The following is a 21,238-nucleotide window of genomic DNA, read 5'->3' on the forward strand; positions in this document are numbered from 1 at the left end:
CTCGGGGCCAATCGATGCGCCGACTCCGATACGTACCGTGTGGGGGTGTGTGCGTTGAGTCGGCAATGCGATGAAGGTGATTGATGCCCTGTTGACCGCCATCTGTCGGAAATTTACTATTCTCACGTTCCTAAAAGGATTAACAGCCGAATGAGGGATAGACGTGGGCACACCCGGCTATCGGGATCATCCCGTTGCTGACTGGGATCCGGACGCGCCGATCGACTGGCGGGAGGCGGAGGATTTCCTGAGGCAGTACCACGCCGAGAATCCCGGCGCCGGTGACCTGGCGGCACGGCTGGCGGCGGTCTACGTGGAGATCGTGTCCACCGGCACCTACGAGCACACGGCCGAGGAGGTCACCTACGGCGCGAAGCTCGCGTGGCGCAACGCCAGCCGCTGCATAGGCCGCCTCTACTGGCGCAGCCTGCACGTGGTGGACCGCCGCGCGGCCCGCACCCCGCACGAGATCTACGACGGCCTGATCCGCCACCTGGAGATCGCCAGCGGCATCGACGCGCGGCACGACGCCGGCCGGCGCGGCAACATCCGCCCGGTGCTCACCGTGTTCGCCCCGGCAAAGCCCGGCCGGCCGTACGCGCGGGTCTGGAACGACCAGCTCATCCGGTACGCCGGCTACCGCATGACGGACGGGACCACGGTCGGCGACCCGGCGCAGGCGGAGTTCACCGAGTCGATGGAGTTGCTCGGCTGGAAGGGCCGCGAGACGCCGTTCGACGTGCTGCCCCTGGTCATCGAGACCCCGGATCACGGCCTCCACATGTACGACGTCCCCGCGGACGTGGTGATCGAGGTGCCGCTGGCACACCCCGAGTACGACTGGTTCGCCGAGCTCGGCCTGCGCTGGTACGCCGTACCCGCGATCGCCAACCAGCGGCTCAGCATCGGCGGCATCAGCTACCCGCTGGCGCCGTTCAACGGCTGGTACATGGGCACCGAGATCGGCGCCCGCAACCTCGCCGACACCGACCGCTACAACCTGCTCCCGGTCGTCGGGCAGCGGCTCGGCCTGGACATGAGCTCCGAGACGACGCTGTGGCGGGACCGGGCGCTGGTCGAGCTCAACCGGGCGGTCCTGCACTCGTACGCGCGCGCCGGCGTGCGGATGAGCGACCACCACACCGAGGCGGCGCGGTTCGTCGAGCACGTGCGTCGCGAGCAGAAGGCCGGGCGCGAGGTGCCGGCCGACTGGAGCTGGATCGTGCCGCCCATGTCGGGCGCGGCCACGCCGGTGTTCCACCGCTACTTCCACGAGGCCGACCAGCGGCCCAACTTCTACCTCGACGAGGATGCGCGGCTGCTCGCCCGCTACGGTGCCGCGCGGGCGAGCCAGCCGCAGCGGCTATGACCAGGTGCCGGCCGGCCCGGCCGCCCTGCCCGGGTCGGCCAGCATGTGCGCGGCCATCCAGTCGTACACCCAGATCCACGCCGCGCTGGTCGAGGACGTCCAGTCGTCCGAGACGTCGCCGACCGCCCGGACCAGCGCATGCCCCACGTACGGGTAGTGCTCCGGGCGGACGCCTAGGTGCCGGGCGTGGTGCGTGCCGAGGCGCTGCAGCGTCCGCTCCATCTCGCCGGCGTAGCGCTCGGGCTCGACCAGCGCGCGTATGCCGTCCAGCAGCGCGCGGCACAGTTTCTCGTTCTGCGAGGTCATGTCCTCCGGGAACATCGCGCGCACGCCCGGCGCCATCTGGAACAGGTGGCCGTAGAACGCCTCCGCGAGCTTGACCGGCCGGGCGGCCACGCTTCCGGCGGTGCGCTGCACGATCTGCATCGCCTCCGCGGTCGGGCGGCGGTGCGCACCCACCGCGTCGGGCGCGCTCTGCTGTGTGGCCGCTGTGGCGTAGACGTATCCCGCGGAACGGCTCAGGTTTCCGGATCCCATCACGAACGCACTATAACGTCCACTCTCGATGGGTTCTGAGCAGGTAGATGGTGTTTGTCCGAAACTGGCCGACACCAGGCATTTCGCGGCCGGAGTCCATATAGATGTGGTGGCATGCCGCCGGTGCGCGCGGCCGGGCCCTAAGATGACCTTCGTGAGTTCCCCCGCCCGCCGCAGGATCGACGAGATCGGCGACGAGAGCCGTCGCCGGATCCTGGATGCGGCCGAGGACCTGTTCGCCGAGCGCGGGGTCGGCCGGACGTCGTTCGTGGACATCGCGGCGCGCTCCGGCATTAGCCGTGGCTCGATCCCGTGGCACTTCAAGAACAAGGACGGACTGGTGCTGGCCGTGCTCGAACGCGCGGTCGAGCGCTCCATGCCGCCCGAGCGCTACACCTCGATGACGACGCTCACCGCGCTGTTCGAGGACGCGGCCGGGCTGCTGCGCACCCGCAGCTCCGCGCTGTTCCTGATGTTCCTGGCCGAGGCCGCCACCGACACCGGCGTGCTCCGCGCCCAATATCAGGAGTTCGCCGCCCGCCGCCGGGCCGGCCTCGAGGTGTGGCTGCGCGCGCAGCGCCCGTCCGGCCTCGACCCGGCGGCGGCGGAGAAGCGGGAGCGCGCGTTCGCGGCGACGCTGAACGGCGCGCTGATGGGCATCCATCTCCAGGCCGTCATCGACCCGGAGAGCTTCGACCCCGACGAGGCGATGCGCGCGCTGGCCACGCTGGTCGACCGCAACGTCCCCGACATCTGGGCCTGAAAACCTGGAGCATCACGAGGGTACGGACGCCAGCAGCTCCGCCGCCCGCCGCTCCAGGTGCGGACGGATCTCGTTGCCGGTGTGGATCCACATCGACCGGGCCTCGACGCCGGCCACCACCATCTCGCCCACCTCGTCGATGCTCACGCCGCCGCGCAGGAAGGCCTCGACACCCGCGCGCAGCTCGCCGTGCAGCGCCACGGACGGGTCCGTCGCCTGGGTGTTGCCCACGATCCCGGTGTCGACCGGGCCGGGGCAGAGCACGCTGACACCGATCCCGTGCCGCTCCAGCGCGGGCCGCAACGACTCGGAGAGCCCGACCACGGCGAACTTCGCGGTCACGTACAGCGGGTTCGCGTTCGCGATCAGGCCGTTGCCGGACGCGGTGTTCACCACGTAGCCACCCCGGTCGCGCGCGATCATCCGCGGCAGGAACGTCTGGATCCCGTTGACCACGCCGGTGAGGTTGATACCGAGCGCGAGGTCCCACTTCTCGTAGGACAGGTCCGCCGCGGCCGAGACCGGCACGATGCCGGCGTTGTTGACCAGCAGGTCGACCGGGCCCAGCGCCTCCTCCGCCCGGTCCGCGGCCTCGGCGAACCCGGCCCGGTCCCGCACGTCCAGCCGGACCGTCCGCACCTCCGTCACGCCGGACAGTTCCGCCGCGGCGCGGGCCAGCGCCGCCTCGTCGATGTCGGCCAGCACCAGCCGCACGCCCCGCTTGCCGAACGCGCGTGCGATGCCCAGGCCGATGCCCTGTGCCCCGCCGGTAATGAACGCGACCGAAGCCATCGAGAACCACCATCCCTATGTTCTGATGTTTAGTCTATGCTGACCAACATAGACTACGAAAGGGGTGGATGCGAGATGGGTCGATTCGTCTCCGCGGGCGGGCGCGCCACGCTCGGCGTGCTCGTCGGGCTTCAGGTGCTCGACAGCACGGACAACGTCATGCTGATCATCTTCGCGCCGGAGATCAGGGCGTCGCTGGGCCTGAGCGAGGCTGCGATCAGCCTGGTCGGCGGCCTCGCCGGCATCATGGTCGCGGTCGGCGTGCTGCCGCTCGGCCTGCTCGGCGACCGCCATCGACGCACCGTCATCGCCGGCGTCTGCACGCTCGCGTGGGCCGTCGCGGCCGGCCTGCTCGGCCTGGTGCAGACGCTCTGGCAGATCGTCACGGTCCGGATCCTCGCCGGCATCGGCAAGGCGAACGAGGGGCCGATCCAGTCCGCGATCCTGATCGACGCGTACCCGGCGGAGGTCCGTGGCCGCGTGCTCGGCCTGCACCGGGGCGGCCAGCCGATCGGCATCATCACCGGGCCGGTACTCGTCGCGATCTTCGCCGCGCTGGTGCCCGCCGGGCACGAGCCGTGGCGGTGGGCGTTCCTCTTCCTCTCCGTACCCGCGCTGATCCTGGGCATCGCCGCCCTGCGACTGCGGGAACCGGCCCGCGGGCAGGCCACCACGCCGGGGCCCTCCCCGGCCGCGTTTCCCCGGCTCCGACAGAACCGCACGTTCGTGCTGGTGACGGTGGCGCTCGCCGCCTTCGGCCTGTGCATCACCTCGGTACCGACGTCCCTCGCGCTCATCCTGGAGGGCCGTCTCGGCCAGGGCGTCACCGCGCGCGGCGTGATCATCGCGGTCTGCGCGCTCGGCGGCCTGGCCGGCGCGACGCTCGGCGGCATCTACGCCGACCGGCTGTTCCGGCGCAGCCCCGTCGCCTCGCTCTACCTGGCCGGCGCCGCACTCGGCGTGCTCGGCCTCGGCTTCGCCGCCCAGGCGTACGCGCCGGACGTCCGCACCTACGTCCTGGCCGGCGTGCTCACCCAGGGCCTGACGCTGGCCGGCATCGTCCCGCTCAGCCTGGTCATCGCCGCCGTCACCCCACCGGACCTCCGCGCCACCGCGTTCGCGCTGGTCGGCCTGTTCCTCGCGCTGGTCGGCGGCCTCGGCGGCTCCGCGCTGCTGGCCGGCGCCGTGCTGCTCTGGGGCGTCCAGGCCGCAATCGCCGTGGTCGCGCCCGCCGCGTCCGTCCTCGCCGCCCTCATCCTCGTCCACGCCACCCGCCACCTTCCGCACGATCTCGTGCGGGCCGACGCCGACGACCCGGCCCTGTCGGGCACGGCGCGCGCGGGCTGACCGCCCTCATCCTGCTCCACGCCGCCCGCCACCTTCCGCACGATCTCGTGCGGGCCGACGGCGACGACCCGGCCCTGTCGGGCACGGCGCACGCCGGCCGACCACCCTTTCGTACAATGTGGACGGCTCTTGGGGTTTGGTCTTAATCCTTTAGGGTGATGTGTGCGGCTCTCACCTGGGACGGGAACACCGGGTGGAAATCACCCGGGTTGTCGGTGGATGTCGATGCCGGAAGACTGTCGCGGTGCGTAGTCACCAGGTGCTCGGTGGGCGATACCGGCTCGACGGCGAGATCGGCCGCGGCGGCATGGCGGTCGTCTGGCGCGCCGAGGACGAGGTGCTCGGCCGCGCCGTCGCCGTGAAGGTGCTGGCCGGGCAGTACGCCGCTGATCCCGAGGCCCGCGCGCTCATCCGCGAGGAGGCGCGGGCGGCGGCGCGGCTGTCCCACCCGAACATCGCCCAGGTGCACGACTTCGGCGAGGCGAGCGACGGCGACGACATCCTGCCGTACGTGGTGATGGAGCTGATCAGCGGCGACTCGCTGGCCCGCCGGCTGCGCGCCGGGCCGCTGCCGCTGGACGCGGCGCTGCGCTGCTGCGCGGAGGTGGCGGCCGCGCTGACCGCCGCGCACGAGGACGGCCTCGTCCACCGCGACATCAAGCCCGCCAACGTCATGCTGACCCGGCAGGGCGCCAAGGTCGTCGACTTCGGCATCGCCGCGGTTGTCACGCCCGGCACCGGCGGCGGCCCGGTCGGCGTGCCGATGGGCACACCGGCGTACATCGCGCCGGAGCGGCTGACCGGCGACGGCGTACACCCGGCCACCGACGTGTACGCGCTGGGCGTGCTGCTCTACCAGCTGATCTCCGGCGGATCACCGTGGAGCGCGGAGACCGTGACCGAGATGCTCGACGCACACGTCTACACCGAGCCGGACCCGCTGCCGCCGCTGCCGCACGTGCCGGCCGAGGTCGTCGACCTCTGCCACCGGTGCCTGCGCAAGGACCCGGCGGAACGGCCGGGCGCGCGCGAGGCCGCGGTCGTGCTGGCGGGCGCCTCGGGCAGCCGCATCGTGACGGACGCGGCCTGGCCGACGGCGCCGGAGCGGACCGGGGGCGATCCCGATGGCGGCGCCGACCCGCTCAGCGCCATGATCGCGGGCCTCGCTGCGGCCTCCTGGCAGGACGATCCCGCGCTGCCGGATGCCGCCGCGTTCCCGGGCAGCCCGGTGTTCCCGGGTACCCCCGCGTCCCCGGGCACGGATGCCGCAGCGTTTCCGGACGGTGCCGTGCCTGCGGGCGTCGTCGCGCGGGCGGATGATCCCGTGCTGCCGGGTGCTGCCGCGCTGCCGGACGCCTCCGTCAAGCCGGTTGCCGCCGTGGCTTCCGGCGCTGCCGCACCCGCAGGCTCTCCCGCGCCCGCAGGTTCTCCCGCGGTCCCCGACGCCGCGATGCGTCCCGGCGTTCCGGCGCGTCCTGCGGGAGCGCCCGGCCCGGGTCGGGAATCGGCTTCCCGTCGCCGGAATCGAGTGATCCTGGCCGGCGTCGCCACGCTGCTGGCGCTGCTCGCCGCCGGCGGCGTGACCACCGTCCTGCTGCGGCCCGGCGACCAGAGCCGGGACGCCGTCGCACCCGCCACCGGCGGATCCACCACCCCGGACACACCCGCCGCCGCTGCGACCGGTCCCGGCATCGCGCCGGACGGTGGTTCCTCGCAGAGTCCGGTGCCCGGCGCGCCGATCGGCCGGCCCAGCGCGCAGACCACCCAGACCCTGGCGCTCGCGACCCCGGCGCACACGGCCGGCGCCGCCGCCACGAACAGCCCGGCGGCCGTGAGGACGAGCGCCCAGGCCGTCCCGTCACCGCAGCAGCGGACGTTCACCTCCACCGGCGGCTACACCGATGCCACCTGCACGTCGGCCGGTCAGACGAGCCTGGTGTCCTACGAGCCGAACCGCCCGTACAAGGTGGACAGCGTCGCGGCAGGCCCGGCCGAATCCGCCGAGGTTGTCTTCCGGCACGGCAACCGCCTCTCGACGATCGTGGTGACCTGCGACGACGGCGTCCCGGCCGCCTCGGTTACCGAAGGCAACCGCTGAGGCGCACCCCCGGCCGGTGTGGAGGACCGCGGCTCCCTTGCGTTGGATGAAACGAAACAGTATCGTTTCATCTGGCGGATGAAACGGATCTGTTTCAAGAGGGAGTGCCGTGATGGCGGATCAGCGTGCGAGCCGGCCCCGGATCGAGGGGGAGCGTGGGCGGCAGATCCTGCTGGCGGCGCTGGAGGTGCTCGGCGAGCTGGGCTACGACCGGCTCACGTTCGACGAGGTCGCGGGCCGGGCCAAGGCGAGCAAGGCCAGTCTGTACCGGCGATGGAGCACCAAGGACGCGCTGATCTCCGACGCGATCGGCTGCGGCGAGGACGGCGACGACGAGGCGCCGCCGGTGCTGCCGGACACCGGGTCGCTGCGTGGCGACCTGCTGGCGCTCGCCGACTCGGACGGGTTCTTCGACGTGGGCCGGGCGTCGCTGGTGAGCGCGCTGGCCACCGCCATTCACCGGGACCCGCAGACCCACGCGGCGGTACGGCGGAAGCTGGTCGCCGACGGCACCAAGCACCTGCGTCCGCTGCTGCACCGGGCGCGCGAGCGCGGCCAGACCCGGCCGGGGCTCGACATCGACCTGCTCTCCGCCGCGCTGCCCGGCCTGGTGCTGTTCCGGATGACGTTCGAGACGCCGGGCGAGTTCCCGCCCGGGTTCATCCGCAGCATCGTCGAGCAGATCATCCTGCCGGCCGCGCAGCCGGACACCACCGAACGAGGAGAATCCTGATGGACCTGCACCTGACCGGCAAGACCGCGCTGATCACCGGATCCTCCGGCGGGATCGGCCTGGCGACCGCGATCGGCCTGGCCCGCGAGGGCGCGACCGTCGTGCTCAACGGCCGTGACGCCGCACGCCTGGCCCGCGCCGCCGGGACGCTGACCGCGGAAGTGCCCACCGCCACGGTACGGCTGGCCGTGGGCGATGTGGCGACCGCCGCCGGCACGGACGCGGTCCTCGCGGCGGAGCCGGACGTCGACATCCTGGTCAACAACGCCGGCACGTACGGCCCGGCGCGGTTCGCCGACATCACGGACGCCGAATGGTCGCGGTATTTCGAGACGAACGTGCTCAGCGGCGTACGGCTGTCCCGGCACTATCTGACCCGGATGCTCGGCCGCGGCGCCGGACGGATCATCTTCGTCAGCAGCGACGCCGCCCTCGAGGTCTCGGCCGAGATGGTGCACTACGCGGTCACGAAGACCGCCGTGCTGACCCTCGCGCGCGGCCTCGCGGAACTCACCCGCGGCACCGACGTCACCGTCAACTCGGTGCTGCCCGGCCCGACCGCGACCGACGGCCTCGGCGGCGTGCTGGACACCGTCTCCGGCCAGGCCGGGATCAGCCGGCACGACCTCGAGGCCGGCTTCTTCACCCAGGCCCGCCGGTCGTCGCTGCTGCAACGCTTCGCCGACCCGCAGGAGGTCGCGAACCTGATCGTCTACCTGGCCAGCCCGCTCTCCTCCGTGACGAACGGCGCCGCCGTCCGTGCCGAGGGCGGCATCCTCAGCGCGGTCGTCTGACCCGCGTCGACGAAAGGAGAAACACGATGAACTGGCTCCCGCCGGGATTCTCGGCACAGGTGGTGGAGGCGAACGGCACCCGGATCTCCGTCGCGACCGGCGGCGACGGCCCGCCGATGGTGCTGCTGCACGGCTGGCCGCAGACCGGCCGCGTGTGGCGGAAGGTGATGGTCCCGTTGGCGGAGCGGTACACCGTGGTGGTGCCGGACCTGCGCGGCGCCGGCGACAGCGACCGGCCCGCGGACGGCTACACCAAGACGAACCAGGCCCGGGACATGCACGACGTGCTGCACGCGCTCGGCCTGGCCGGACCGGCCGTCGTGATCGGACACGACATCGGCGCGATGGTCGGGCTCGGGTGGGCGGCCTCGATACCGGAGGACGTGCGGGCGCTGATCATGCTGGACGCGCTCCTGCCCGGGTTCGGCCTGGAGGAGAGCATGGACGTCGCGAACGGCGGCATGTGGCACTTCGGGTTCTTCATGACGCCGGACGTGCCGGAGATGCTGTTCGACGGCCACGAGCTGGAGTTCATCACCACGATGTTCCCACTGCTCAGCGGCCGTGCCGACGCGTTCACCGACGAGGATTTCGCCTACTACGCGCAGGCCTACCGTGGCCGCGACCGGCTGCGCGGCGGCTTCGCGCAGTACCGGGCGCTGCTGACCGACGGCCGGGAGAACCGGGCGCTGCTCGCGGACCGGCACCTGACCATGCCGGTGCTGACGGTCGGCGCGGGCGCGCACCTCGGCGACGCGCCCGTCCCGGCACCACTGAGCGGGCACGCGGACGACCTCACCGCGCTCGCGGCGCCCACCGGCCACTTCGTCGCGGAGGAGGATCCCGGCTGGCTGCTCGCCACGATCTCGACGTTCCTGGGGGAGCGGTCGTGAAGGCGTTCGTCATCGGCGCGACCGGATTCGTCGGCGGGGCGATCGCCGACCGGCTGCGGGCCGACGGGCACACCGTGACCGGCCTGGCCCGCGACCAGGACGCGGCCGACCGGCTCGCCGCCAGGGGCATCACCCCGGTGCAGGCAGACCTCGGTGACCGGGTCGACGCTGCCCTCGCGGCCGGCGCCGAGGCGGACGCGGTGGTGCTCGCGGCGCAGCTCCCGCCCGCCGTCGAGGAGGAGATGGCCGACGCGCTGACCGGCATCGGGAAGACTCTGCTGCTCGTGTCCGGGACCGGCGTCTTCCTTCAGCGGACCGGCGGCGCGTGGAGCCCGGATGCGTTCGCCGAGGACGACCCCTTCACGCCGGAACCGCTGGCCGTGCCGAGGGTGCGCGCCGAGCAGCGGGTGCGCGCCGGTGCCCGCGGGATCGTCGTGCGGCCGCCGCTGCTGTGGGGCCCCGGCGACCACGGCCACGTCAGCGAGATCTACCGGTCCGTCGCGGTCACCGGCGCCGCCTGCTACGTCGGCGACGGCCTCAACACCTACTCCCACCTGCACGTCGACGACGCGGCCCGGCTGGTCGTCGCGGCCCTGGAGCGCGGCACGCCGGGCGCGCTCTACCACGGCGTCGCGGGGGAGGTGCCGAACCGGTGGATCGCCGAGGCGGTCGCCCGCGACCTCGGCTGCCCGACCCGCAGCCTGAGCCCGGCCGAGGCGGCGACGGTCTGGGGCGAGTTCGGCGCGCTGATCATGGGCGCCTCCAGCCGCGCCCGCACCACCGGCACGGCTGCCGCACTCGGCTGGTCACCCACGCACCGCGACATGCTCTCCATGATCGGCGAACCCCGTCTGCGCGCCCTGGCCGTCCCGATCACGGCGCCGTCTTCCTGAGGGGCGATCCTCGCGCGCTCCCGGCCGTACCCGCGAAGGGTTGTCGCAGTTCAGGCCGTGCGCCACTCGTGCCCGTCGCGGACGTAGTCCGTGCTGGCGTGGGTCTCGAAACGGTCGTCGATCCAGCGGCGGGTGGCGATGGTCATGCGGTCGCCGGTGGCGTCGATCAGGCTGTAGCTGTTGGGCTCGCCGCCCTTGAAGCGGTTCGACAGCGCCGTCCCGCACTGCGACACGACCAGCCCGTCCACGATCCCGCTGTACGCCATGTGCAGGTGCCCGCCGAGCAGCAGGTCCGCCCGGTGCCGCAGGTGCCGCAGCGCCAGCCCGGACCGCCCGACCAGACCCCGGCTGAGCCCCTCCTCGTTCAACAGGAACGGATGATGCGCGATCACCACCCGCAGGTCGTCGCGCGGCGTCTCGTCGAACGCGGCGCTGATCGCCTTCAGCTGCCGCAGGTTGATCCGCCCGCGCGACCAGTCGTGGTGGAAGTTCCAGCTGCGTGCCGAGTTGACCCCGACCGCGACCAGCCCGTCCTCCGCGTGCACGACGGCGCCGTGCGGGTCCGACGTCATGTGCGTGCTCCACCGGCGCCACGGCCGGGCGAACCGGGACCAGAACCGCCAGCCGGGCAGATCATGGTTGCCGGGCACGACCAGCGCCGGCGCCGGAAGCTTGTCCAGGAACGCGCGCGCGGCCTCGAACTCGGCCTTCGCCGCGGTCTGGGTCAGGTCGCCGCAGACCGCGATCATCGTGGGTGCGACCTCGCGCAGCTCGGTGAGCAGCGTCTCCGCGACCTCGGGGACGTCGCGGCCGAAGTGCAGGTCGGCTATCTGCGCGATGCGCACGCCCTGCGGCTTCACGCGGCGGCGCCGGGGGTGAGCACGGACAGCGCGCGCGGCTGCACCTCGTAACGCAACGGGGTGGTCAGCTGCGCGATCTCACCGTCGCTCATCACGCTCATCAGCGCCAGCTTGGATGATCTCACCTCTACAGTCTTACCCTCGTACGACCGGATCCGCTCGTCCTGCCGCCAGCCGCCGTTGAACAGCTTCGCCGTGACCTCGACCAGGTCCCAGGCGGTGCGCTCCAGCGTGACGTAGACCGCGACCAGGCCGTCGTCGAGGTGGTCCCGCCCCGGGATCGGCGCCGGGCCGGCCGCCAGCGGGTTGCAGGAGACCACGACCGCACGGGTACGAATGGTGTGCTCCGTCCCGTCCACCACGATGGTGAGCGGCATCCGCGGATAGCGCCGGATCAGCCGCAGCGCCTTGTCGACCAGCCGCACCGTGCCGAAGCCGGCCCCGCCGCGGGACCGCTCCCGGATCCGGCCGAGGTGCGGCAGCATCGCCAGCATCGAGCTGTGCAGGAACGGCTCGCCATTGACCGTGGCCACGTCGATCCTGGTGGTCCGCGCGCCGATCAGCGCGTCCGCGGCCGCCTCCAGGTCGGCGGGCACGCCCAGGTCGCGGGCCAGCAGGTTCATCGTGCCGAGCGGCAGGATGCCCATCGGCACGTCGTGCGGGAGCAGCCGCTCCGCGACCGCCTTGACCGTGCCGTCACCGCCGGCCACGATCAGCGCGTCCGGGCCCTGCCGGAGCAGCTCGCCGATGTCCGCGGTCAGCGTGCGCATGTCGAACGGCCGGAGGTCGGCCTGCACGCCCCGCCGGTCGAACAGCTCGGTCAGCTGATCCTCCGGGGAAGCCTCGGCCCGAGCCAGGAGCGCGCCGGACCGCGCGTTGAACACCACCGCGACGCGATTCACGGGGGCGAGTCTATGGCCCGTCGGCGGTGCGCGCCTCCGCGGAGGATCAGCAGCAACGCGCCGCCGACGGTGTCACGGCTCAGGAATCGGGTGATGCCCGCAGGCTGACCTCACTCGAAGAACTTCAGGCTCCAGCCCGTGTTCGAGGTCGCGCCCGGCACGTTCGCCCTGGTGTAGGTGATGTTGCCCCACCACATGAACGTGCCGGTGTACCAGTAGCGGTTCGCCCACGAGTAGGCCGTGCCCTTGGGGACGCCGTGGTACATCAGCGGGAACGCGGAGCCGGCCGGCGGGCTGGTGTTGATGTCGCCGTTGAGCAGCACGAAGCTGTGGTGGCCGGGGCCGTTGACGTAGAGCGTGGGGTCCCAGCCGGACATGATCGTGGAGCGGTTCGAGCCGAAGTGGCAGCCGTTGGACTTGTACCAGTCCCACACGTAGGTCGGGTCGCCGCCGGCGCGCAGTCGCAGGTCCGCCAGGCAGTACTGGTCGCTCCAGCTGCCGTTCGTGGAGTAGACCACGTGCAGCTGACCGTTCGGGTCCTTGATCGCCTCGGGGCCCTCGTTGATGAACGGGTTGCCGACCACGCGCTCCCACGACTCACGCGGCTGCGAGATCACGTACCGCGCACCGGTCGTCGCGGTCGGGCTGCTCATCCGCGCGATGTAGAGGTTCTGCTCGATGTTGGTGTCGCCGGCCCAGCCGGACCAGACGAAGTACCGCTGGCCGTTGAACGTGAGCATGGTGCCGTCGATCGCCCACCTGTCGTCCGGCAGCGCCATCCGCTGCGCCGCGGTGTAGCCGCCGGTCGCGCCGGCCGAGCTGATCACGTACATGCGGTGGGCGGCGCCGGTGCCCGCGGCGAAGTACACGTAGTAGCGGCCGCCGTCGTAGTGGACCTCCGGCGCCCAGACCTCGCCGAGCCGGCCCGTGTCCGACCAGACCTGGGACACGGTCGCGCTCGCCAGCCCGGCCGTGGAGGCGGCCTGGCGCACGCCGATGCCGCCGTTCCACGACTGCACGGACACGTAGGTGCTGCCGACCCGGATCACGCTCGGGTCCGCGGCGCGCATGGTGGTCTGGGCCGCGCTCGCGTCGCCGGCCCGGTACACGGTCACGCCGACCGACACCGCGGCCGCCAGCAGCAGCGCGGCGGCGGTGAGAATCCGGCGGTGATTGAACGTCATCGTCGTCACGTCCCCTGCTGAGAGCGTTCTCTCAGACAAGCAAACGTCCGGGGAGCGACGTACGTCAACCTAAGAGTTCCCTATATTTCCGGTTTGCCGGCCCGCGGCGTACCCCCGAAGGTTTGTGGGTATGACCTGGTTCCGGGCTGACGACGGAGGTAGACCCGTGCGCACGATCCTCGCCACCGGCACCGCGCTCCTGCTCACGGTGACCGCCTGCGGCACCGGTCCGGCGGAGCCGGTCGCGCCGGCACCGGTACCGCCGCCGTCGAGCGCGGTGGAGACGCCGAGTGCCTCGGTCACGCCGAGTACCGACGGCGAAGGCGCGGGCCTCGACGAGATCAAGGCCGGTGACCGCAAGATCCTCATCCACCTGGCCGAGGCGGACAAGGATCTCAGCGCCACCTACGAGGGCCCGATCGCCACCGGCGACGGGACCGACGACGGCGCGCTGTTCCGGCTGCTCCCGGTCGCCGGCGGCCAGTTCATGATCGAGGCGCTGCGGCCGCGCGAGGAGGGCGGGCGCTGGTGCGTGATCGTCGACGACCGGCAGGCGCGCCCCACGCTCGGCACCGAGCTGTGCACGGAGCAGTCGAAGACCCGCTTCCGGATCGAGCCCGCGGGCGGCGCCGACGACAAGAACCGCCCCACCCACCACCTGGTGAACGACGAGTTCGGCGCCGTGCGGTACTCCGCGGAGCTCCACGTCGAGCCCGGCGACGCCTATGCATTCAGCTTCGTCGATAGAGGTGCGGTCTGACCGGCTAGTCTGACCGGGAAAGATCTACGGGGAGGATCTGACCGGTGAGGCTCGGCATAGATTTCGGCACGTCCACGACCGTCGCGTCCGGCGGTGACACGGTGGTGCTGCCGTCCGGCGTCTGCGCGGCCGGCGACAAGCTGATCACCGGACGTGAGGCGGTCGGCCGGGCCGGCATCACGCCGGACGCCTACGAGCCGCACCCGAAACGCCGCATCGACGAGCCCTCGGTGCGGCTCGGCGACTTCACGTTCCCGATCGCGAAGATCATCGGCGCGGTCCTGGCACGCGCGGCCGAGGAGGCCACGCTCGAGTCCGGCGATTCCGTCACCACCCTGGTCCTGACACATCCGGCGTCGTGGAACGCGGCCCGCAGGCAGGTGCTCGTCGAGGCGGCCCGCGAGGCCGGCCTGCCCGTTCCCGAACTGCTGCCCACGCCGTCCGCCGCCGCCCGCGCGCTCGCCGGCACCGGCGACGCGATCCTGCTCTACGACCTCGGCGCCGGTGGTTTCGAGGCGACCGTGCTCTCCCGCACCCTCGACGTGCGCGCCGTGGAGGGCCTGCCGGACGCGGGCGGCCTCGACATCGACAACGCGCTGCTGTCCTGGCTCGCCGCGTCCGTCCCCGCACCCGACGAGACCTGGCGCCGCCTGCTCACGCCACAGACCTCCGGCGACCGCCGTACCGCCCGCCGCCTCCGCGACGACCTCCGCCAGGTGAAGGAGACGCTGTCCGCCGCGTCGTCCGTCACGCTGCACGTCCCCCTCCTGGACCAGAACCTCGTCATCACCCGCCAGCAGCTCGACCTCCTGGCCCGCCCGATCCTGGAACGCACGATCGCCGCCGGCCGATCCGCCCTGCGCGCCGCAAGACTCCCGGCCGGCACCCCCGTGACGGTCCTGATGGCCGGCGGCGCCAGCCGCCTCCCGCTCGCCGCCACGCTGCTGCATCACGCGCTCGAATCCACCCCCACCCTGCTCCCCGACCCGGACCTGACAATCATCAAAAGCCTCATCCAGCGGTACGACTCCGTCAGCGGCCCGCCCGCGGCCGTGCCCACGGCCGGCGGGCAGGGTGCGGGGGCGGCTGCGGGCATCGGCGTGGCGGCGTCCGCCGGTGCGGCCGGTGCTGCGGGGCTTGCGCCTGGTGCCGCGGGTTGTGCGCCCGGTGCCGCGGCCACCACGCCGATGCCCGCGATCCCGCACCAGACGCCGGTCTCGGGAGCACCGGATTCCGGGACGACCGCAGCGGGTGGGCAGGCGTTCAGTGGCACGGCCGCGTTCGGTGGCGCCACACCGGTCTCCGGCGCGCCAACGTCCGGAATGCCGGTTTCGGGCGCGCCTTCCATGCCGGTGTCGGGAGCGACCGCATTCGGAGCGCCGGTCCCCGGTCCGGCCCCAGGTGTGCCGGTCACGGGTGGGGCGGTGCCCGGAATGCCGGTTTCCGGCGCGCCCGGTCTCGCGGCGCCTGACCGCAGTGCCACCACGATCCGGCGCTGGGCCATCGTCGCCGGGGCCGCCGCCGCGGTGGCCGCGATCGCCGCCACGGCCGCGCTCCTGATCCCGCGCGGCGACGACGGCACGCCGGAGCAGGTGGCGCTGCCCGCGGCGACCGGCACCGCGGCCCCCGGCCAGGGCGCGGTCACCACCGGCGAGCCGCAGGCCTCGGCGTCACCCTCGGCCTCGGCGTCCGCGTCGCCGAGCCCGTCCGCGACCGGCGGTCCCGCCTCCGCCGCCCCGCCCGCGGCCACGTCCGCGCCGGCCGGGGGAGGCGCGGCCTTCTCCGTACCCGCGACGCTCTGCCCTGCCGTTCGGTACAGCGCCGTCACGGCGCTGGTCGGCGAACAGGTGAGCGCCCCGGTCCGCTCCGGCACGGATCCGACCGTGCCGGGCCTGAACTGGTGCCAGGTCGACTACGCGACCGGCGGCTTTCAGGCGCTCGCGATCTCGCTGGACAGCGAGGCCGAGGGCCGGGACTACATGACGTCGGTGCGCGGTTTCGAGGCCGGCGGCGGTGGCATCCCGAACGCGAAACCGGAACTCACCGAACAGAACGCGGCCGGCCTCGGCGTGGGTCAGGAGGCGTTCAGCTTCGCGTCGCAGTCGCCGGACGGCACCCGGGCCGGCCTCGTGATCCGCAACGGCAATCTCGTGATGGAGTTCGAGATCTACGGCTATGACACGCTGGTCAAGGACACGTCCAAGCGCGCCACCGTCACGAACGCGCTGGCCAAGGCCGTCCGGGAGACGCTGCCCCAGCTGCGCTGACACGTCTGGGCCACCGGATGGTCAGGACGGGGAAGCGATCACTCCCGGGACGGCCTGCCGTTCGTCGACGTGCCCGGACCACCGTACCGTCGGCGGTTCGCGGCCCTGCGTCAGAGTCGCTTGCGTAGCTCGTCGGGGTGCAGGACGGCGTCGAAGGCGATCTCCGCCGCGCCGCGCAGCGGGCCGATCTCGCCGACCGTGCCGGCCAGGATGCGGGGTGGTGTGGCGCGGCGGAACTCCATGAGTGCGTCGGCGCAGGCGGCTTCGATCAGGTCGCGCCGCAGGCGGATCAGGTCGACACCGAGCCCGGAGAGGGTGATCGCCTCGGGGTCGAGGGCGTTGGCCAGTGCCCCGAGACCTCGCCCGAGCGCGGTGGCGTTGTCGTCGACGGCGCGGCCCGCCTCCGGGTCGCCCGCTGCGGCGCGTGCCACGATCTCGCGCCCGAACTCCCGCCCGCGCCCGTGGCCGGGCTCCCGGCCGAAGTGCCGCAGCAGTGCGTTGGTGCCCACGTCCAGACTCCAGCATCCGTGTACCCCGCACATGCATCGCAGCCGGGAGCCGGTCAGTGGCATGTGCCCGAACTCGCCGGCGATGTTGGCGGCGCCGCGCTGCGGGTCTCCGTCCAGGAGCAGGGTGCCGCCGATGTCGAAGTCGATGTGGAAGTGCAGCGCGGTCCCGGTCCTGCGGAGCGCACCGCGCCGGGCCTCGGCCAGCCCGGCCAGCCGGGCGTCGTTGCCGACCGCGGTCGGCCACTCGTCGTCGAGATGCCGGCGAAGGTCCACCTCGCCCCAGTCCAGGTGTGAGATGTGCAGGCGGTGGCCGTCGCGAAGCGGTCCGGTGACGGCAATGCCGAGCGCGGCGGTCCGGCCGGTGGCGTGCCGCTTCATCGCGGCGCGGAGCTCCTCGAACACCGCCGGCGTCCGGTCGTGCTCGCCGGCCGCCAGTTCGGTCAGGAGCCCGCCGAGCTCGATCTGCGCCAGGGTCCAGGAATCCTCGCGGATGTCCGCGGCGAAGGCGATCGGCCCGCGGGGGTGCGGGACCAGCAGGGTGGTAGGCCGGCCGCGGCCCGCGACGTCCGCGCGTACCTCGTGCAGCAGTCCGGCCGCCTCGAGCTCGCCGACGAGCGTGGCCATGGTGTTGCGGCCGAAGCCGAGCAGCCGGCCCGCGCCGGCGCGGGTGAGCGGCTCGTCGGCGTCGTGGACGGCCCGCAGCAGCCTGGCCTGGTTGTGGATCCGGAGGTCGGCGCTGGTCCTCATCTGCTGCATACGAAGGATTATCCATTTGGTTCGCGTCGAGGACAAAAGTTGACGTCCGGCGGTGCCACCTTTATGTTCCTGTCTAGAACAAAAACGTGGAACGAGAGACAGAGATGCACCCTGACCTCACCGCCCTGCGCCGCGCCCGCATCGGCGTTCTCGGCACCTTCGCCACCTCCGGCTTCGTCATGGGCGCCTGGGCGGCCGCCCTGCCGTCGGTCGACCGCCGCCTCGACCTCGGCGAGGCCCGTCTCGGCACCCTGCTGCTGCTCATCCAGGTGGTCGGGCTGATCACCATGTTCGCCGCCGGGAGGATCGCTGACCGGATCACCAGTCGTCGCCTGCTGCGGTGGGCCGGGCCGGCCACGCAGCTGGTCCTGATCGCGCCCGCGGTGGCGCCGAGCTACGAGATGCTGCTGTTCTGCGGTGCGCTGTACGGGGTCGGTGTCGGCTTCGTCGAGGTGGGTCTCAACTCCCACTCCGTCGAGCTCGAGCGTTACTACCGGCGGCCGATCCTCTCGTCCTTCCACGGCTTCTGGAGCCTCGGCGGCGCGGCCGCCGGTGCACTCACCTCGTTCGGGCTCACGCTCGGACTGGGAAACCAGACCATGCTGGTCATCGCGGCGATCGCCTGCACCGTGGTGTTTGCCGCCTTCACCCTGCCCCTGCTGCCACCGCCGGGCCCGGTGGGCGGCGACGATGCCGGCGCGCCGGTGGGCGCGGCGCGCATCGGTGCGGTCGTGCTCGGCGCGATGTTCGTCCTCGGTCTCGGCGGCCACCTCGTCGAGTCCGGTGCGAGCGACTGGGCGAATCTGCACGCCGCGCGCGTCCTGGACGCGGACGAGGCGCTCACGCCGCTGGCGTACTCGGTCTTCGCCGTCGCCATGACGGTGTTCCGCCTCCTCGGCGACCCGATCCGTGCCCGGCTCGGCCCCGGCCGTACCCTCCTCTTCGCAGGTGTCCTGGCGACCGCCGGTTATGCGCTCGTCCTCGTCTCGGCCGCAGCCGGTGGGCTCCCGCTCGCCTGGGCCGGCTGGATCCTCGCCGGCGCGGGGATCGCGGTGATCGTCCCGGTGCTCTTCAGCGCCATCGGCGACGCCGGCGGCCCACCCTCGAACGTCGCGCTGATCTCGATCTCCGGCTCCACCGGCATGCTGCTCGGCCCGGCCGTGATCGGCTACCTCGCCGAAGCCACCAGTCTGACGATCGGCCTGATGGTCCCCGCCGTCCTGGCCGTCTTCATCGCCGTGGCCGGACCGCTCACCATGCGCAGGCTTCTCGCGGGTCGCACGGCCGATCCTGCGGTTACGGTCGCAGCCCGGACGTAGCGGCTCAGGCCGGGATCCGGCGGTGGGTGTCGGCCAGCAGGTGCCGGATGCTGCCGCGGAAGAGTTCGTCGCGTTGCGGGCCGAGGAAGTCCGTGTGGCCGAACGTCTCCAGCACCACCAGGCCGTGCACCTGCCCCCACGCGGTGACGAACAGCGCGATGCCCTCCGGCGGAAGCCCGTTCAGCGCGTGCGGCGGGAAGCCCGCGAGGTGTGTGCGCAGCTCCGGGCTCAGCGGCGGGACGTCCGCGCGGGCCAGCTGATCCGGGGTGAAACCGTCGAACAGTTCGCGGATGAAGACGGATGCGAGCCGCCGCGCGCCGGCCGTGGTGTCGCCGTCCTCCGGCGCCCGGTAGTGCAGCAGCGGCGTGCCGTAGATCAGCTGGAACCGGGCCGCGTGCGCGATCGCCCACGCCCGGAAGCCCTCCGCGGCCACGACGAACCGGGGCAGACCGGTGTCGCCCGTGGACAATGCGGTCTCGATCGCGTCGGCGAGATCCCGGTACGCCTCCGTGATCAGCGCGGTGATCAGGTCGTCGCGGCTCGGGAAGTAGTGGTAGAGCGCCTGCACGGTCATGCCGAGACTGCGCGCGACCGACCGCAGCGCCAGACCGGCCGGGCCGTGCTCGGCGATCTGCGCGCGGGCCTCGTCCAGGATCTCGCGGACGGCGGTGGCACGGCGGCGCTGCCGGAGCGGTGTGGTCATGCCTCCAAGCTTCACACTGTTAAGCAAATCTGGCACTGCCAAAGCCACGCTGACGCTCGGTACGGTCGATCCGCGGCCGCAATCGCTGACGAATCTACAGAGGACTGAGGATCGGACATGGGTACCACTGAGATCATCGACGGCTGGCTGCACCTGTGGAACGGTGAGCTGGACCGCGCCGCAACGCTGGTCACGCCGGAATTCCGCGTCCACGCGGCGATGCCGGACGGCGGCGACGGCGCGGCCGTGTCCGGCCCGGACGGGCTGGCCGGCTGGATCGGTCAGACGCGCGCCGCGTTCTCCGACCTGACGTTCGCCGTCGAGGTCGGCCCGATCACCGAGGGCGACAAGATCGCGGTCCGGTGGACCGTGGAGGGCATCTACAGCGGCGGTTTCCCGGGCGCGGCCGCGGAGATCGGCACGAAGGTCGCGTTCACCGGCATCGACCTGCTGCGGACCGAGGGCGACCGGATCGCGGAGTACTGGGTCAACTCCGACATGCACGTGCTGCTCGCCCAGCTGCGAGTGCTCGGCTGACACGCCGGATGCGGACACCCCGGACGCCGGCAATCGGACGTCAATCCGGGCGTGCCTGAATTCCGGGCATGCGACTGCGCCTTTCCACGGACGACGAGCGGACCTCGCACATCGAGGACCTGGTGATCCGGCTGGCCGACCTGAGCGTGCTGGCCGGCCGCTGGACCCCGGAGGAGGCGCGGTCGCTGTCCCGCGCCGCGATCGACGCGGGTCTGCCCGAGCCGGGCCGGTTCTTCTTCACGGCCGAGGACGACGCGGGCCCGGTCGGCGCGATCTACCTCGGAATGGCACACCCGGACGGCTTCTTCCCCGGCGCCGCCTGGGTGCACGACGTCGTGGTCTTCCCGTCACGCCGCGGCCAGGGCCTGGGACGCGCGCTGATGGCCGCGGTCGAGCAGGAGGTGCTGGCCCGCGGCGGGACCGGCCTGGCCCTCAACGTGATGACCGCGAACGAGCCGGCCATGCGCCTGTACGCCGCCGCCGGCTACGCCGCGGTCACGCAGACGATGATCAAGCAATTCTGAGACAGTTGACTCATAGTTGCGTTCCATGGCAGCATTCCCCTCTGTGAGACGCCTGTCTCGCAGAGGGGATCGTCATGCGAATCGTTGTCCTGGGCGCCACCGGCGCGACCGGCCGCCACGTGGTGCGCCATGCACTCGACCGCGGCCACGACGTGATCGCGCTGGCCCGCGACCCCGAGACGCTGTCCGGCCTGCGCGCCGCGCGCCTCGAGGTGCGCAAGGCCGACGTGCACACGCCGGTCAGCGTGGTCGACGCCGCCGCCGATGCCGACGGCGTGATCAGCGCGCTCGGCTTCAGCCGCGGCGGCCCGAGGAACACGCTGTCCACGGGCGCACGTGCCGTGGCCGACGCGAAGCGCCCGCGGGTCGTGTGGCTCGGCTCGTTCGGGGTGGGCGCGTCGAGGCGGTTCTCGAGCGGGCTGCACGAGCGGATCCAGCGCCTGGTGCTCGGCGCGGACGGCTACGACGACAAGATCCTGGCCGACTCGATCATCGAGGGCCCGGACGTGACGATCGTCCACCCGGTGTCGCTGACCAACGGCCCCCTGACCGAAGCCCGCGTGGTGCCGCTGGAGACGCTCGACCGCAGGTGGCGGGTCATGCCCCCGTCGATCTCCCGCGCCGCGGTCGCCGCCGCGATGGTGTCGGAGCTGGAGAACCCGGCACACGCGGGGCGTACCGTGGCGGTCTTCTAGACC

At 72.4% G+C, this 21,238-nt stretch carries 21 protein-coding genes; 14 read left to right on the plus strand and 7 right to left on the minus strand.

Going from position 1 to position 21,238, the window contains the following annotated elements; all coding sequences use genetic code 11:
• Positions 1 to 163 precede the first annotated feature (163 nt).
• Positions 164 to 1,369 (plus strand): nitric oxide synthase oxygenase, encoded by a 1,206-nt coding sequence (locus OP04_RS03395; protein WP_033337827.1) that lies wholly within the window; start codon positions 164 to 166, stop codon positions 1,367 to 1,369.
• On the opposite strand, the gene OP04_RS52900 is transcribed toward OP04_RS03395, so the two are convergent.
• Complete coding sequence (locus OP04_RS52900) at positions 1,364 to 1,906, minus strand: globin domain-containing protein (protein WP_051797008.1); 543 nt, start codon at positions 1,904 to 1,906, stop codon at positions 1,364 to 1,366. The two genes, OP04_RS03395 and OP04_RS52900, sit on opposite strands and share 6 nt — an antisense overlap.
• A 154-nt stretch (positions 1,907 to 2,060) precedes the next feature.
• On the opposite strand from OP04_RS52900, the gene OP04_RS49105 reads away from it, so the two are divergent.
• On the plus strand, positions 2,061 to 2,669 hold the full coding sequence (locus OP04_RS49105) for a TetR/AcrR family transcriptional regulator (RefSeq protein ID WP_198153674.1): 609 nt from the start codon (positions 2,061 to 2,063) through the stop codon (positions 2,667 to 2,669).
• A gap of 12 nt (positions 2,670 to 2,681) precedes the next feature.
• On the opposite strand, the gene OP04_RS03410 is transcribed toward OP04_RS49105, so the two are convergent.
• Positions 2,682 to 3,461 carry an SDR family oxidoreductase gene (locus OP04_RS03410; RefSeq protein ID WP_033337828.1) on the minus strand — a complete coding sequence of 260 codons (780 nt, stop codon included), beginning with the start codon at positions 3,459 to 3,461 and terminating at the stop codon, positions 2,682 to 2,684.
• 75 nt (positions 3,462 to 3,536) lie between these two features.
• Here OP04_RS03410 and OP04_RS03415 point away from each other — a divergent pair, with 75 nt between their 5' ends.
• The 6 genes from OP04_RS03415 to OP04_RS03440 all read left to right on the plus strand — a co-directional run bounded on the left by OP04_RS03415 (position 3,537) and on the right by OP04_RS03440 (position 10,219).
• A complete protein-coding gene (locus OP04_RS03415) occupies positions 3,537 to 4,808 on the plus strand; it encodes an MFS transporter (protein WP_033337829.1) in 1,272 nt (423 codons plus the stop codon).
• A gap of 244 nt (positions 4,809 to 5,052) precedes the next feature.
• Positions 5,053 to 6,906, plus strand: coding sequence for a serine/threonine protein kinase (locus OP04_RS49110; RefSeq protein ID WP_157239187.1), 1,854 nt, complete (start codon positions 5,053 to 5,055; stop codon positions 6,904 to 6,906).
• A gap of 112 nt (positions 6,907 to 7,018) precedes the next feature.
• Positions 7,019 to 7,639 carry a TetR/AcrR family transcriptional regulator gene (locus OP04_RS03425; RefSeq protein WP_033337830.1) on the plus strand — a complete coding sequence of 207 codons (621 nt, stop codon included), beginning with the start codon at positions 7,019 to 7,021 and terminating at the stop codon, positions 7,637 to 7,639.
• A complete protein-coding gene (locus tag OP04_RS03430) occupies positions 7,639 to 8,433 on the plus strand; it encodes an SDR family NAD(P)-dependent oxidoreductase (protein WP_033337831.1) in 795 nt (264 codons plus the stop codon). Before OP04_RS03425 ends, OP04_RS03430 begins: the two co-directional genes overlap by 1 nt.
• A 26-nt stretch (positions 8,434 to 8,459) precedes the next feature.
• Entirely contained in the window at positions 8,460 to 9,326 is an 867-nt protein-coding gene (locus tag OP04_RS03435) for an alpha/beta fold hydrolase (RefSeq protein WP_063746515.1), read from the plus strand.
• A complete protein-coding gene (locus OP04_RS03440) occupies positions 9,323 to 10,219 on the plus strand; it encodes an NAD-dependent epimerase/dehydratase family protein (RefSeq protein ID WP_033337832.1) in 897 nt (298 codons plus the stop codon). The genes OP04_RS03435 and OP04_RS03440 overlap by 4 nt, the downstream gene beginning before the upstream one ends.
• 50 nt (positions 10,220 to 10,269) lie before the next feature.
• Here OP04_RS03440 and OP04_RS03445 read toward each other — a convergent pair whose 3' ends face one another.
• From OP04_RS03445 to OP04_RS03455, 3 genes are all read right to left on the minus strand, one after another.
• The gene (locus OP04_RS03445; RefSeq protein WP_198153675.1) at positions 10,270 to 11,064 is read right to left on the minus strand and encodes a metallophosphoesterase family protein; all 795 of its coding nucleotides are present in this window, start codon (positions 11,062 to 11,064) and stop codon (positions 10,270 to 10,272) included.
• Between the two features lie 11 nt (positions 11,065 to 11,075).
• Positions 11,076 to 11,981: a diacylglycerol/lipid kinase family protein gene (locus OP04_RS03450; protein ID WP_051797012.1), complete on the minus strand. Its 906-nt coding sequence runs from the start codon at positions 11,979 to 11,981 to the stop codon at positions 11,076 to 11,078.
• A gap of 110 nt (positions 11,982 to 12,091) precedes the next feature.
• A complete protein-coding gene (locus OP04_RS03455; protein WP_033338125.1) occupies positions 12,092 to 13,165 on the minus strand; it encodes a glycoside hydrolase family 43 protein in 1,074 nt (357 codons plus the stop codon).
• 166 nt (positions 13,166 to 13,331) lie between these two features.
• On the opposite strand from OP04_RS03455, the gene OP04_RS03460 reads away from it, so the two are divergent.
• Together OP04_RS03460 and OP04_RS49115 are read left to right on the plus strand one after the other, a co-directional pair.
• Positions 13,332 to 13,925, plus strand: a complete 594-nt coding sequence (locus tag OP04_RS03460; protein ID WP_033337833.1) for a hypothetical protein — start codon at positions 13,332 to 13,334, stop codon at positions 13,923 to 13,925.
• A gap of 44 nt (positions 13,926 to 13,969) precedes the next feature.
• The gene (locus OP04_RS49115) at positions 13,970 to 16,192 is read left to right on the plus strand and encodes an Hsp70 family protein (RefSeq protein WP_051797013.1); all 2,223 of its coding nucleotides are present in this window, start codon (positions 13,970 to 13,972) and stop codon (positions 16,190 to 16,192) included.
• Positions 16,193 to 16,302: 110 nt separating this feature from the next.
• Here the strand turns inward: OP04_RS49115 and OP04_RS03470 are convergent, their stop codons facing one another.
• The gene (locus OP04_RS03470) at positions 16,303 to 17,457 is read right to left on the minus strand and encodes an ROK family protein (RefSeq protein WP_033337834.1); all 1,155 of its coding nucleotides are present in this window, start codon (positions 17,455 to 17,457) and stop codon (positions 16,303 to 16,305) included.
• Positions 17,458 to 17,543: 86 nt separating this feature from the next.
• Here OP04_RS03470 and OP04_RS03475 point away from each other — a divergent pair, with 86 nt between their 5' ends.
• On the plus strand, positions 17,544 to 18,776 hold the full coding sequence (locus tag OP04_RS03475) for an MFS transporter (protein ID WP_198153676.1): 1,233 nt from the start codon (positions 17,544 to 17,546) through the stop codon (positions 18,774 to 18,776).
• Between the two features lie 4 nt (positions 18,777 to 18,780).
• Here the strand turns inward: OP04_RS03475 and OP04_RS03480 are convergent, their stop codons facing one another.
• Positions 18,781 to 19,479 carry a TetR/AcrR family transcriptional regulator gene (locus OP04_RS03480; protein ID WP_033337836.1) on the minus strand — a complete coding sequence of 233 codons (699 nt, stop codon included), beginning with the start codon at positions 19,477 to 19,479 and terminating at the stop codon, positions 18,781 to 18,783.
• 117 nt (positions 19,480 to 19,596) lie between these two features.
• Here OP04_RS03480 and OP04_RS03485 point away from each other — a divergent pair, with 117 nt between their 5' ends.
• The 3 genes from OP04_RS03485 (at position 19,597) to OP04_RS03495 (ending at position 21,235) form a co-directional block, all read left to right on the plus strand.
• Positions 19,597 to 20,016: an ester cyclase gene (locus OP04_RS03485; RefSeq protein ID WP_033337837.1), complete on the plus strand. Its 420-nt coding sequence runs from the start codon at positions 19,597 to 19,599 to the stop codon at positions 20,014 to 20,016.
• Between the two features lie 68 nt (positions 20,017 to 20,084).
• On the plus strand, positions 20,085 to 20,540 hold the full coding sequence (locus OP04_RS03490; protein WP_051797014.1) for a GNAT family N-acetyltransferase: 456 nt from the start codon (positions 20,085 to 20,087) through the stop codon (positions 20,538 to 20,540).
• Between the two features lie 74 nt (positions 20,541 to 20,614).
• Positions 20,615 to 21,235: an NAD(P)-dependent oxidoreductase gene (locus OP04_RS03495; protein ID WP_033337838.1), complete on the plus strand. Its 621-nt coding sequence runs from the start codon at positions 20,615 to 20,617 to the stop codon at positions 21,233 to 21,235.
• The last annotated feature ends 3 nt before the right edge of the window (positions 21,236 to 21,238 follow it).

Origin of the sequence: Catenuloplanes japonicus (genome assembly GCF_000717135.1) — a bacterium.
GTDB classification, from domain to species: Bacteria; Actinomycetota; Actinomycetes; order Mycobacteriales; family Micromonosporaceae; genus Catenuloplanes; species Catenuloplanes japonicus.